The sequence below is a fragment of the Streptosporangiales bacterium genome, from assembly GCA_009379825.1.
In the GTDB taxonomy this organism is placed as follows: domain Bacteria; phylum Actinomycetota; class Actinomycetes; order Streptosporangiales; family WHST01; genus WHST01.
This window is the reverse complement of sequence record WHTA01000118.1, coordinates 1-11,699: the sequence shown is the minus strand read 5'-3', so window position 1 is coordinate 11,699 and position 11,699 is coordinate 1. Positions and strand designations below refer to the sequence as shown.

Genomic DNA, 11,699 nt, shown 5'->3' with positions numbered 1-11,699 from the left:
CCGCATCGAGTACAACGCGATCAGGCCACACGAGGCCATCGCCTTCAACCGGCCCAAGGAGGTGCACCTGGGCCTGGCCGACCCGAAGATCCCGACCTTTCAAGTCAAGGAAATCCTGCCAACTCCTTGACGCGGGACACTTGCTGGCCGCGGCGACGGCTGCGGCGCGGGTGCTGTTGCCGTGGTGGCGGTCAGTCCTCGGCCGGTGGTACGAGGACGCCTGGGTTGAGGATGCCGGCTGGGTCCACCGTGTGCTTGACCGCGGTGAGGATGTCCACGCCCAGTTGGCCGATCTCGTCGGTCAGCCACGGTAGGTGGTCGGTGCCGACGGCGTGGTGGTGGGTGATCGTGGCGCCGTGCTCGGCGATCACGTCGCCGGCGGCGCGCTTGGCCGCCCACCACTGCTCGACCGGGTCGTCGTCGAGGCGCTTGGCCAACACCGTGACGTACAGCGAGGCACCCGTCGGGTACGCGTGCGAGACGTGCGCCATGACGATCGGCGGGGTGCCCAGGTCGGTCAGCACCCGGCGGACCGTGCTGGTCACCGCCTCGTGCAGCTCGGGCAGCGCGGTCCAGCTGGTCGCGGTCTCCAGCGTCTCTGCCAGCACGCCGACGTCGAGGAGGGCGTCGCGCAGGTGCGGTGCGTCGTACCTGCTCTCGTGCCACGCCGCGCCCACCTTCGCGCCGAGCGGTACGCCGCCTGCGGCCTTGACGAGTGCGCTCGCGTGCCGCTGCCTGGACCGCTCGATCGCCTCCGACGTGCCCTCCCAGCCGGTGATCAGCAGGCAGCCGCCGGACTGCCGGCGCAGCCGCTGGTAGCCCCGCATGGCGGTGCCCGCACGCCCGGCGAGCTGGAAGGTCACCTCGGTCTCCTCCTCGTCGGACAGCCGCAGCACGTCCGGCGCGATGCCCGCCTGCCGCAGCGTGCGGCAGGCGGCCAGCCCGCTGGCGAGGTCGCGGAACGACCAGCCCAGGTAGCGGCGGACGCTCGGCACCGGGCGCACCCGCAACGTCACCTCGGTGAGCAGGCCGAGCGCGCCCTCGGAGCCGAGGAACAGCTCACGCAGGTCCGGGCCGGCCGCCGACCGCGGGCCGTGCCCGACGGTCAGCGTGCCGCGCGGGGTGGCGACCCGCATCGCGACGACGAGGTCGTCGATGCGCCCCATGCCGGTGGACAGCTGCCCGGCCGACCTGGTCACCACCCACCCGCCGACGGTCGACCGCTCCCACGACTGCGGGAAGTGGCCGAGGGTGTAGCCGCGTTCGGCGAGCAGCCGCTCGGCCTCTGGGCCGGTCAGGCCGGGCTGCATGGTGGCGGTCTGCGACGTCTCGTCCACCTCCACCAGCTCGGCCAGTCGGCCGAACTCGACGGTGACGTTCGGCCGCGTCGGCACCCCGACGCCGCCGACCACGCTCGTGCCACCGCCGTACGGCACGACGGCCAGCTCCTCGCGCTCGCACACCCGGAGCACCTCGAGCACCTCGCCGTGGCTCGCCGGCCGCACGACGGCGTCCGGCGCGGCGACCGCAGCGGCCTCCCTGCGGCGCAGCAGGTCCGCGTAGCTCATCCCGCCGGCGTGGGCGAACCGCTCCGCGGCGTCGGTGGTGACGTGCTCGGCGCCCACCACCGCGGCGAGGGCGCGCACCGTGCCGGCTTCGAGGCGGCTCGGCGGCACCTCGACCTCGCCGGCGGCCTCTGGGGCGTGCTCGGCCGTGCTCGCGGACACCTCCAGCCGGCGGCGCAGCAGCCGCAGCCGCGCTCGGCTCAGCCTGGGAGGCGCGTCGGCGTGCTCCCAGCGGACGTTCGCCCTGGGTATGCGCACCCCGGCAGGTTGGTCACCCTCGTCGCCTGCGTCGTCACGCGGTGCCTGCGGGGGTTCGTCGGGACCGAACTCGCTACTGCTCATGCGCTACAGTGTGACATGTGCCGACCATACGTCACAGCACCGACCGGGTCCTCGACGCGGCGCGGGAGTGCGTGCTCGCCGTCGGTGTGCGTCGCACCACGCTCACCGACATCGCCAGGCGCGCCGGCACCAGCCGGATGACCCTGTACCGCAGGTACCCGGACGTCTCGGCGCTTGTCGCCGACCTGATGACCAGGGAGTTCGGCCACGTGCTCGCCGTGGCCAGCAGGGCCGAGGAGCCGCTGGCGACGGCCCGGGCCCGTGCCGTCGCGCACACCGTCGCCGCGGTGCGTGCGCTGCACCGCAACCCGTTGTTCGCGAAGGTGCTCGACGTCGACCCCGAGCTGCTGCTGCCGTACCTGACCGACCGGGTCGGCAGCACCCAGCAGCAGGCGGTCGCGCAGTTCACCAGCTGGCTCGACGAGGGGTTCGCCGACGGGTCGATCCGCCGCGGTGACCGCACGGCCATGGCGTACTCGATGCTCCTCACGGTGCAGTCGTACACGCTGTCGCTGCGGGTGGCGCTGAGCGCGGACGTCGACGCGGAGGCGATGTACGGCGAGCTGGGACACGTGCTGGATGCGAGTCTGGCCCCCTCATGACGACACACACCTCGTCGCTGTCCGCCGCGCGGCGGGAGCGTGACCTGGAGCAGCTGGCCCACGGCCGGCCGCTCGACCTGCTCGTGGTCGGCGGCGGGATCACAGGTGTCGGCGTGGCGCTCGACGCCGCCAGCCGCGGGCTGTCCGTCGCGCTCGTCGAGGCGCACGACCTGGCATTCGGCACCAGCCGGTGGTCGAGCAAGCTGGTGCACGGCGGCCTGCGCTACCTGGCCAACGGCCACCTGGGCATCGCGCACGAGAGCGCCGTCGAGCGCGGCCACCTGATGGGCAAGGTCGCGCCACACCTGGTGCGCCCGCTGCCGCAGCTGCTGCCGGAGTACGGCACCAGGCTGAAGGACCACCTGAAGTACATCGGCGTCGGCGGCGTGGCGGACGCGCTGCGCGTCGCGGCCGGCACCAGCAGGGACACGCTGCCCAAGCCGCGGGTGCTCGGCCGGGTGGAGACCGGTCGGCTGGCGCCCGCGCTGCGGCGCGGCTTCGACGGCGGGCTGCTGATGTGGGACGGCCAGCTGGTCGACGACGCGCGGCTGGTGGTCACCGTCGCCCGCACCGCGGCGGCGTACGGGGCGCGGATCGTCACCCGCTGCCGTGCGTTGCAGCTGACCGGCGCTGGTGCCAGGCTGCGCGACGAGCGCACCGGCGCCGAGTTCGACGTGCCCGCGCGGGCGGTGGTCAACGCGACCGGCGTGTGGGCGGGGACACTGAGCACCGACGTCGCGCTGCGGCCGAGCCGCGGCACGCACCTGGTGGTGCGGTCAAGCGCGCTCGGCACGCTGGGCGCGGCAGTCAGCGTGCCGTTCCCCGGTCAGCCCGGCCGGTTCCTGATCACCGTGCCGTGGTCGGACGGCCTCACGCTGGTCGGGCTCACCGACGTGGAGGCGGGCACCGACATCCCGGACGTGCCGCGGCCCGCGGACAGCGAGGTCGGCGACCTGGTGGCCGCGGTGAACGAGGTGCTGCAGGTGCCGATCGGCACCGAGGACGTGGTGGGCACGTTCGCCGGCCTGCGTCCGCTGCTGACCGACGCGAGCGCAGTGGCCGCGAACACGTCGGACCTGTCCAGGAAACACGCGGTCGTCACGGGCACCGACGGCCTGGTCACCGTCACCGGCGGGAAGCTCACGACGTACCGCCGGATGGCCGAGGACGCGGTCGACGCCGCCGTACGCAGCGGCAAGCTGCGCGGCGGCAAGTGCCGCACCAGCTGGCTCCCGCTCGTCGGGGCGGCGGGAGCCAGCACCCTCGACGCCATCGACGCGCCGCGGCGGCTGGTGGAGCGCTACGGCACCGAGGCCACCCGCGTCGTCGCGGCCGCAGCCGGTGATCCGGCGCTGCTGCGGCCGCTAGCGGACGGGGTGCCGGTGATCGGCGCCGAGCTCGTCCATGCGATGCGGCACGAGGGCGCGCTCGACGTGGACGACCTGCTCGACCGCCGCACCAGGGTCGGCCTGGTGCCGGCCGACCGCGAGCGCGTGCTCGCCGCGGCCCGCGACCTGCTGGCGCTGCAACCGAGCAGAGCTCAGCTGGCCGGGCCGTAGAGCACGGCGATGTCCTGCGAACCGGTCCACCCGCTGTACGTGGGCGTCTGCGGCCAGCCGGCGGGCGAGTCCTGCCACTCCTCCTGCCGGCCGTACGGCAACAGGTCGATCAGCGCGAAGGTGTGACTGAGCTGCTCGGTGCCGCGGCCACCGGTGTGCCAGGTGCGGTAGACGGTGTCGTCGGCACGCAGGAAGACGTTGACGGCGAACCCGCCTCCAGGTGGCGCGCCGACGTCGGTGCCGAAGGGGCTGTTGGCCGTGGAGTACCAGGTCATCTGGTTCCCGACTCGCCGTTTGTAGGCGAGTGCCTCGTCGATCGGACCTTGGGTGACGATGACGAACCTGGCGTCGTAGTTGTCCAGGAACTCCAGCCGGGTGAACTGCGCCGTGAACCCGGTGCAGCCCCCGCATTGCCACTCCTCACCGGGGAACCACATGTGGTTGTAGACGATCAGCTGTGACCTGTCGCCGAAGACGTCGGCCAGCCGGTCCGTCCTCGCCTTCGAGGGTGTAGTCCGGCATCTCGACCATCGGCATCCGGCGGCGCTGCGCCGCGATCGCGTCGAGCTCTCGGGTCGCGGCCTTCTCGCGTACGCGGAGCGCGTCGAGCTCGCGCTGCCAGGTGTCGGCGTCGACGACGGGTGGTAGGGCGCTGGCGGTCATGCTTCCTCCGAGGTGCGTTCCCGACGGGTCGGAGGTACCGACTCCTCGCGGTCGGCGAACTCATCGGTGCGCCGGAAGATTCGCTTTACGCCGGCGAGCACGGCCACGGTGGCCCAGATCAGCGCGAGGACGAGCAGCAGGTTGCGGCCGTAGGGCAGCGGCAGCAGCGACGGGTTGTCCGGCTTGCGGCCGAGGCCGAGCACCAGCGAGGCTGCCGCGACGGTCACCGCGCCGCTCGCGAACAGCCCGGCCTGCACCGGAGCCCGCACCATGGCCGGCACGAAGCGTGCGACGACCAGCCCGACCACGACGGCCAGCGGCGCGATGATGCCGTCGTGCACGACGAGTGCGCCAGCCAACCACAAGAACACGTCGAACAGCTTGCGCGACGTGCGGGTGGTCAGCATCAGCCAGACCCCGTACCCGGCCAGCGCGGTGCCGGCGGCGTACGCGATCGCGAGCGCAACCCGGTTCGGTCGACCGGTGGTGGACGTCATGGCAGCACCTCGACCTCGGTCACCCACTTGGTCTGCAGCACCCCTGGCCGGTTCGGCGCGATCAGCCGGCAGGGGAAGCCGTGGTCGGCGGCGAGCGGCTCGCCGTTCACCCGCAGTGCGAGCAGGGTCAGCGGGTCGCGGGCGTGCGGCGGGTCGACGTACGACTCCCGGTAGCCGCCCTTGCGCTGCAGCGACGCCACGCGTACGCGCGCCCCAGGGGCCGCGCCCGCGCGGTCGAGCAGCTCGCGCAGTCTGATCCCGGTCCAGGTCGCGTCCGCGCTCCACCCCTCGACGCACGTGATCGGCAGTCGCGCGCTCACCTGTGGCAGGGCACGCAGCCCGGCGAGGGCGAGCGTCAGCTCCCGGTCGACGGCACCGGTCACCCGCAGCCGGTAGTCGGGCGCGTGCACCAGCTCGGTGACGCCCGCCGCGACCGCCGAGCGGTTCACCGGCAGGCCCTGCGGCCCGACGTCGCTGCGCCGGGTGGCCAGCAGCCCGAGCGGCCGCAGGGCGGGCACCGTCTGCCCCGCCGTCACGGCGACGAGCAGCCCGCTGGTGACGCCGGCCGCGGTGAGGAACTGGCGGCGGCTCAGCGACGCGTCCGCCGGGTCGCGCAGCGGCACCCGTAGCGCGTCGCGCGTGGTGCGCCACTTGTGCGCCACGTGCACTACCAGCGCGCCGGCGAGCAGCCACGCCACCGCGTAGTGCGCGGTGGTGAAGAAGAATCCGAACGGATACCAGCTCGCGATGTTCGCCAGGCCCGTGCTCACTTGGAACAGCGCGGCGACGACCAGCAGCAGCACGAAGCCACGCTCGGCCGCGTGCGCGAGCGAACGGAACGGCGGCCAGGTGAACAGCCGCGGGTAGACGGCCCAGAACTTCGCCAGCAGCAACGGCACCAGCGCGGTGCCCGTCACCACATGTACGCCCTGGGTGACCCGGTAGAACCACACCGGCCGGGCCGGCCACGGCAACCACGGCAGCGGATGCTGCATGAAGTGGCTCACCAGCCCGGTGAGGAAGCACAGGCCGAACGCCACACCGAGCGCGATGCCCAACCGTGCCGCGAGCCCGGTGTCCCTCGTACGGCTGGTGAACCGGCCGGACAGCCGCGCCAGCTCGTCGGTCACGCGCGGGACAACGTCGCCAACCATCGGTCCCCCTCCGTCCACGTCTCCGCGACGGCGAACCCCGCTCTGCCGGCGAGGTCGGGCAGCGCGTCGAGGCCGACCGTCGCCCAGTCGAACCACGCGCTGCGCCTCTCGCCGGTACGCAGCCGCGCTCGCAGCCGACGCAGGCCGCTGCCCGGTGGCGCGGTCTCGACCAGCACCCGTCCGGTGCGGGCGACCAGAGCGGCGATCCGTTCGAGCAGCGTGGTTGGTGAGCCGCCGATGCCGATGTTGCCGTCGGCGAGCAGCACCGTCTGCCACCTGCCGATGCCCGGCACCGGGTCGAAGACGTCGCGCAGCAGCACGGAGCCGCCGGCGCGTGCAGTCAACGTCACCGCCGCGGGGGTGACGTCGATGCCGAGCGCTACGTGCCCGCGGGCGGCCAGCTCAGTGACGAACCGGCCGGGACCGCAGCCGACGTCCAGCGTCGGCCCGAGGCAGCGGTCGAGCAGCTCCTCGTCACCCGGGCGCAGCGCCAGCCAGCTGTCCACCGCGAGCTCGGCCGAGCTGCCGTCGTCGTACTCAACCCAGGTCTCCTGCCTGCTGTGCAGGCAGTCGCCGTAGAGGTCGCCGATCATCCGACGAGTTCCTGTTCCGCGAGCGCCGCGTGCACGGACGCGAACCTGGTGCCGGGCGCCGCAGCCGCGACCGCCCGCGCGCTTGCCGCGTCGTCGACGTCGGTCAACTGCGGCAGCAGACGCACGCGCAGGCCCAGCTGGCGCAGCCGGGCCAGCTGTGCGTCGCAGGTGTACGCCCGCGACATGGGCACGCCGGCGAACGCCCGTGGGTGCGGCCGCCGCAGGCCCACCAGCCAGAAGCCGCCGTCGGTCGCCGGGCCGAGCACGGCATCGACGCCCGGCTGCAGCAGCCGGCGTGCCGCTTCGTGCAGCAGGTCGGGCCGCAGCTGCGGCGTGTCCATGCCGACGAGCAGTACGGGCAGGTCGTGCAGCTCGTACGCGTCGCGCACGGCCGCGGTCAGCCGGTCGTCGAGCCCGCCCCCGCATTGCTCGACGACCGAGTACGTGCGGCGCCACCCGTCGGGCTCGCCGTCGAACGCCAACACCCGGTGGCTGACCGGCGTCGCCGCCACCACGTCGAGGGTGTCGTCGAGCGCGGCAGCGGCCAGGGTGGTGGCCTGGTCCGGTGAGTACGGCGGCGTCAGCCGGGTCTTCACCCGCCCAGCCACCGGGCGCTTCGCGAGCACGAGCACCTGCACGGGCAGCGCTTCCGTCGCGGTCACCAGGCGAGCACCCGGCTCATGTCGTGCACCGTGCGCAGTGTTCCGCGGACTGTTCCGGTCACCTTCGACCGACCGGCACGCGGCAGGTACGAGACTGGCACCTCGTCGATCCGCCAGTCAGCCTGCGCGGCGCGCACCACGAGCTCGAGCGGATAGCCGAACCTGCGGTCCACGAGGCCGAGGTCGAGCAGCTTGCTGCGCCTGAACGCCCGCATCGGCCCGAGGTCGTGCAACCGCGCTCCCGCGTGCCGGGAGACGACGGCGCCGAGCGCGCGGTTGGCCAGCCGTGCGTGTAGCGGGAATGCACCCCGCGCAGCCCGGCGCCGGCCGAGCACCAGGTCGGCGTCGCCCGCGAGGACGGGCGCGGCCACCGCGCTGAGCTCGGTGGGGTCGAGCGAGGCGTCCGCGTCCATCACGCAGACCACGTCGTACGGGCACTCGACGACGCCGGCGTGGCAGGCCGCACCGTAGCCGCGCTGCGGCACGGTCACCACGTCCGCGCCGAGCTCGCGTGCGACGTCCGGCGAGCGGTCGGTCGAGCCGTTGTCCGCGACGATCGCCCGGTAGCCGGCCGGCATCCGCTGCAGCACCCATGGCAGGGCCGCTTCCTCGTTCAGGCACGGCAGCACCACACCGATGGGCGCCGCGTCCGTTGGTCCGTTCTCGGTCACGTCTCGAACGTAGGCGGCAACGTCGACCAAGATCCTTACGAGCTTGTGACGTCGTCGCTGTGCGGCTGCCCTGTGGGTGCTCGGCTCCTACGCTCGACACCATGCCCACCGTGCAGGAGGCCGTCGTCGTGCCGGCTGCGCCGGCCGCGACCCGGCGCAGAGCCGTGCTCGCCGTCGCCGGCTGGTGCGTGCTCGTCGCCGGCTGCTTCCTGGTCGGGCACTCACTCCGCGCGCGTGGGCTGATGCCCATCGACGAGCTGCCGCCGCTGCATGCCCGGTTGCGCGACGAGGCCTTCAGCTGGCAGCTGTTGCCTGCGGTCGCGGGTGCGGTCGCGGCGATCGTCGTGCTGCCGCGGTTCGCGTCGACCATGCGCTGGCGCCGACTGCTGCTGACGTGCTGGTTGGCGGCGACGGCGTGGGCCGTCCTGCTGGCTGTGTCGGACGGGCCGTTCTGGCTGCTCGAACCGCTCACCCACGACAGCGAGTACCTGGTGGTGGCGGAGGCGGTCGGCTCCGACCCGATCGGTTGGCTGCGTGGGTTCGCGGACGACGTCGCGTCGTACCCCACCCACGTCGCCGGGCACCCACCGTTGCCGGTGTTGGTGTTCTGGTTGCCGCACGCGCTCGGCCTGCCGACGTTGCCTGCGGCCGCGGCCATCTGCATCGGCCTGGGGTCGTCCGGGGTGGCTGCGGTGTTGGTGACGGCCAGGCTGCTGCTCGACGAGGACCGCGCGCGGGTGGCCGCGCCGTACCTGGTGCTCGCGCCGTCTGCGCTCACCGTCGCGACGAGCGCGGACGCCATGTTCCTCGGCGTCGCCGCGTGGGGCATCGCGCTGTTCGCCCTGGCGTCGGTGCGGCACTCGGTGGCCCTCGGCCTCGGCGCCGGCGTGCTGCTCGGCGCGCTCCCGTTCCTCAGCTACGGCCTGCTGACGCTCGGCGCGGTCGCCGTCGCGGTGCTGTTGTTGCGGCCCTCGCGACCGGCGGTCGTCGGTGCGGTGGCCGGTGCCGCGCTGGTGTTCGCGGCGTTCACCGGCGCCGGGTTCTGGTGGCCGGACGGTGCGCTCGCCACGCACGAGCGGTGGGCGTCAGGCCGCGGCTCGGACCGGCCGTACTGGTACGTGGTGGTGGCGAACTTCGCCGTCTTCGCGTTGATCACCGGGCCCGCCGCCGGTTACGCGCTCACGGTTGCGCGCGGGCGGCGGCTGTGGCTGTTGGTGGGCAGTGCGCTGCTGGCGCTCGCGGTGCTCGACGTCTCCGGTGTCACCCGGCTCGAGGTCGAACGGATCTGGTTGCCGTTCGTACCGTGGGTGCTGTTGGCGACCAGTGAGATACGGTCGGCTCCCCGCGTCTGGTTGATCGCGCAGGTCGCGGTCGCCGTGCTCGTCCAGGCGACCGTCGACCTGGTGTGGTGAAGGGGGTACGTATGGGTACGACAGCGGGACGCGTCCTCGTGGTCGACGACGACCCCACGGTCGCCGAGGTCGTCACCAGGTACCTGGAACGCAGCGGCCACGTCGTCGACCAGGCGCGCGACGGTGCGCAGGCGCTGCAGCTCGCCGAGAGCAAGCGGCCCGACCTCGTCGTGCTCGACCTGATGCTGCCAGGCATCGACGGTTACGAGGTCTGCCGGCAGCTGCGCCGCAGCCGCGAGGTGCCGATCATCATGCTCACCGCGCGCGGCGACGAGAGCGACAAGGTGATGGGCCTCGAGCTCGGCGCCGACGACTACGTCACGAAGCCGTTCAGCGCGCGCGAGCTGGTGCTGCGGGTGCAGTCGGTGCTCCGGCGGGCGAAGGCCGGCACGGCGCCGAAGCCGGCCGCGGTGCTGCGCGACGGCGGCCTCGTCGTCGACGTCGGCGCACACGAGGCCAGGCTCGGCGACGCGTTGCTCACCCTCACCAGCCGCGAGTTCGACCTGCTCGCGCACCTGCTCAGCCACCCGCGGCAGGCGTTCACCCGCGCCGAGCTGCTCGACCAGGTCTGGGGGTGGTCGTTCGGCGACCACTCCACGGTGACGGTGCACGTACGCCGGCTGCGGGAGAAGATCGAGGACGACCCGACGATGCCCACCAGGATCGTCACCGTATGGGGTGTGGGCTACCGGTACGAGCCCACCGATGCGACGCAAGGCGGCGAGAGCTGATGCCACTGAAGGATCTGCTGCTGGTGATCGCGTACGCGGTGCCGGCCACGGCAGTCGTCGCCGGTCTCGGCGCTGTGCTGCTGTACGTGCTGCGGCGGCGTTCGTTGCAGTTGCTGCAGGCGGTGGTGGCGGCCAGCAGTGTGCTGGCCACGCTCGCGGGCGTGGTGGTCGTGGCGCTGGCCATGCTGCTCAACACGCACGACCTCACCGTCGTCATGGTGGTGCTCGGCGTCGCCGCCCCAGCGGGTGTGGTGGCCGCCTGGCTGCTCGGGCGCAGGATCGCCAGCACGACGGGAGCGCTCGGCGACGCGGCGCAGATCGTCGGATCCGGCTACCAGCCGCCGCCTGACCTGCCCGCGGAGCTGGAACGGGTGTCGCGACAGCTCGCCAGCACCGACGAGAAGCTCACCAGGGCGCGGCAACGGGAGACCGCGCTCGAGGCGAGTCGGCGCAACCTGGTCGCCTGGATGTCGCACGACCTGCGTACCCCGTTGGCCGGCATCCGCGCGATGGCCGAGGCGCTCGAAGACGACGTGACCGACGGGCCGGAGACCGCCGCGCGCTACCACACGCAGATCAGGCAGGAGGCCGATCGCCTCGCCGCGATGGTCGACGACCTGTTCGAGCTGTCGCGCATCCACTCCGGGTCGCTGCGGCTCAGCCTGCACCAGGTCGGTCTCGCCGACCTGATCGCCGACGCGGTCGCCAGCGTCACCCCCGTGGCGGACGCCAAGGGCGTGCGGGTGGTCGGCGACGCCGTGCCTGGCATCCCCATCCGGGTCGACGCGGACGGCATGGGCCGGGTGTTGCGCAACCTGTTGGTCAACGCGATCAGGCATACGCCGTCGGACGGCACCATCGAGGTGACCGCCGACGTCGCGGACGGCGCCGCCAACGTCGCCGTGCACGACGCCTGCGGCGGCATCCCGGAACGGGACCTGCCGCACGTGTTCGACGTGGCGTTCCGCGGTGAGCAGGCCCGTACGCCGACCAAGGCCGGCGGCGGCCTCGGCCTGGCGATCGCCAGGGGCATCGTGGAGGCACACTCAGGGGAGATCGGCGTAGCAAACGCCGGCTCCGGGTGTCAGTTCGTCGTGCGCATCCCGCTGCCCTAGATGAGTGATTCCTTGAAGGGTGTGGTCGGCGCGGCTGCGGAGACGTGGGGCGGAGGGTGTTCAAGATCGATGTGTGACCAAAGAACTGAACACCCTCCTGACAGCACTGTATGTGGTGGTCGACGATCACGTG

Annotated in this window: 12 protein-coding genes and 1 pseudogene; 6 read left to right on the top strand and 7 right to left on the bottom strand. The window is 72.9% G+C overall.

The genetic code is table 11. The features are described from left to right. The coding region (locus GEV07_29180; GenBank protein MQA06605.1) for a transposase at positions 1-130 on the top strand (130 nt) is incomplete at its 5' end. 61 nt (positions 131-191) lie between these two features. Here GEV07_29180 and GEV07_29175 read toward each other — a convergent pair. Then, positions 192-1,907, bottom strand: a complete 1,716-nt coding sequence (locus tag GEV07_29175) for an FAD-binding protein (GenBank protein MQA06604.1) — start codon at positions 1,905-1,907, stop codon at positions 192-194. Between the two features lie 17 nt (positions 1,908-1,924). Here GEV07_29175 and GEV07_29170 point away from each other — a divergent pair, with 17 nt between their 5' ends. Beyond that, positions 1,925-2,509: a TetR family transcriptional regulator gene (locus tag GEV07_29170; GenBank protein ID MQA06603.1), complete on the top strand. Its 585-nt coding sequence runs from the start codon at positions 1,925-1,927 to the stop codon at positions 2,507-2,509. Continuing rightward, complete coding sequence (locus GEV07_29165) at positions 2,506-4,068, top strand: FAD-dependent oxidoreductase (GenBank protein MQA06602.1); 1,563 nt, start codon at positions 2,506-2,508, stop codon at positions 4,066-4,068. The genes GEV07_29170 and GEV07_29165 overlap by 4 nt, the downstream gene beginning before the upstream one ends. On the opposite strand, the pseudogene GEV07_29160 reads toward GEV07_29165, so the two are convergent. The 6 genes and pseudogenes from GEV07_29160 to GEV07_29135 form a co-directional block, all read right to left on the bottom strand. Beyond that, a pseudogene (locus GEV07_29160) lies at positions 4,050-4,731 on the bottom strand (DUF899 domain-containing protein). The gene GEV07_29165 and the pseudogene GEV07_29160 sit on opposite strands and share 19 nt — an antisense overlap. After that, positions 4,728-5,228, bottom strand: a complete 501-nt coding sequence (locus GEV07_29155; GenBank protein ID MQA06601.1) for a hypothetical protein — start codon at positions 5,226-5,228, stop codon at positions 4,728-4,730. Before GEV07_29155 ends, GEV07_29160 begins: the two are co-directional and overlap by 4 nt. After that, a complete protein-coding gene (locus GEV07_29150; GenBank protein ID MQA06600.1) occupies positions 5,225-6,382 on the bottom strand; it encodes a molybdopterin-dependent oxidoreductase in 1,158 nt (385 codons plus the stop codon). Before GEV07_29150 ends, GEV07_29155 begins: the two co-directional genes overlap by 4 nt. Beyond that, entirely contained in the window at positions 6,355-6,975 is a 621-nt protein-coding gene (locus GEV07_29145) for an SAM-dependent methyltransferase (GenBank protein MQA06599.1), read from the bottom strand. Before GEV07_29145 ends, GEV07_29150 begins: the two co-directional genes overlap by 28 nt. Next, positions 6,972-7,619: a DUF2064 domain-containing protein gene (locus GEV07_29140; protein MQA06598.1), complete on the bottom strand. Its 648-nt coding sequence runs from the start codon at positions 7,617-7,619 to the stop codon at positions 6,972-6,974. Before GEV07_29140 ends, GEV07_29145 begins: the two co-directional genes overlap by 4 nt. Positions 7,620-7,633: 14 nt before the next feature. Then, positions 7,634-8,275: a glycosyltransferase gene (locus GEV07_29135; protein ID MQA06597.1), complete on the bottom strand. Its 642-nt coding sequence runs from the start codon at positions 8,273-8,275 to the stop codon at positions 7,634-7,636. 134 nt (positions 8,276-8,409) lie between these two features. Between GEV07_29135 and GEV07_29130 the strand changes: the two genes are divergently transcribed. Genes GEV07_29130 through GEV07_29120 form a run of 3 tightly spaced genes read left to right on the top strand, consistent with a single transcriptional unit; the run spans position 8,410 to position 11,566 of the window. Then, complete coding sequence (locus tag GEV07_29130) at positions 8,410-9,720, top strand: hypothetical protein (GenBank protein MQA06596.1); 1,311 nt, start codon at positions 8,410-8,412, stop codon at positions 9,718-9,720. An 11-nt stretch (positions 9,721-9,731) separates the two neighbouring features. Then, positions 9,732-10,451, top strand: a complete 720-nt coding sequence (locus GEV07_29125; protein MQA06595.1) for a response regulator — start codon at positions 9,732-9,734, stop codon at positions 10,449-10,451. Between the two features lie 5 nt (positions 10,452-10,456). After that, entirely contained in the window at positions 10,457-11,566 is a 1,110-nt protein-coding gene (locus GEV07_29120) for a two-component sensor histidine kinase (protein MQA06594.1), read from the top strand. The last annotated feature ends 133 nt before the right edge of the window (positions 11,567-11,699 follow it).

Excerpts from the sequence above, each read along its gene's own strand:
- GEV07_29175 (MQA06604.1), bottom strand. The coding sequence starts at position 1,907 with ATGAGCAGTAGCGAGTTCGGTCCCGACGAACCCCCGCAGGCACCGCGT.
- GEV07_29165 (MQA06602.1), top strand. The coding sequence starts at position 2,506 with ATGACGACACACACCTCGTCGCTGTCCGCCGCGCGGCGGGAGCGTGAC.
- GEV07_29155 (MQA06601.1), bottom strand. The coding sequence starts at position 5,228 with ATGACGTCCACCACCGGTCGACCGAACCGGGTTGCGCTCGCGATCGCG.
- GEV07_29150 (MQA06600.1), bottom strand. The coding sequence starts at position 6,382 with ATGGTTGGCGACGTTGTCCCGCGCGTGACCGACGAGCTGGCGCGGCTG.
- GEV07_29145 (MQA06599.1), bottom strand. The coding sequence starts at position 6,975 with ATGATCGGCGACCTCTACGGCGACTGCCTGCACAGCAGGCAGGAGACC.
- GEV07_29130 (MQA06596.1), top strand. The coding sequence starts at position 8,410 with ATGCCCACCGTGCAGGAGGCCGTCGTCGTGCCGGCTGCGCCGGCCGCG.
- GEV07_29125 (MQA06595.1), top strand. The coding sequence starts at position 9,732 with ATGGGTACGACAGCGGGACGCGTCCTCGTGGTCGACGACGACCCCACG.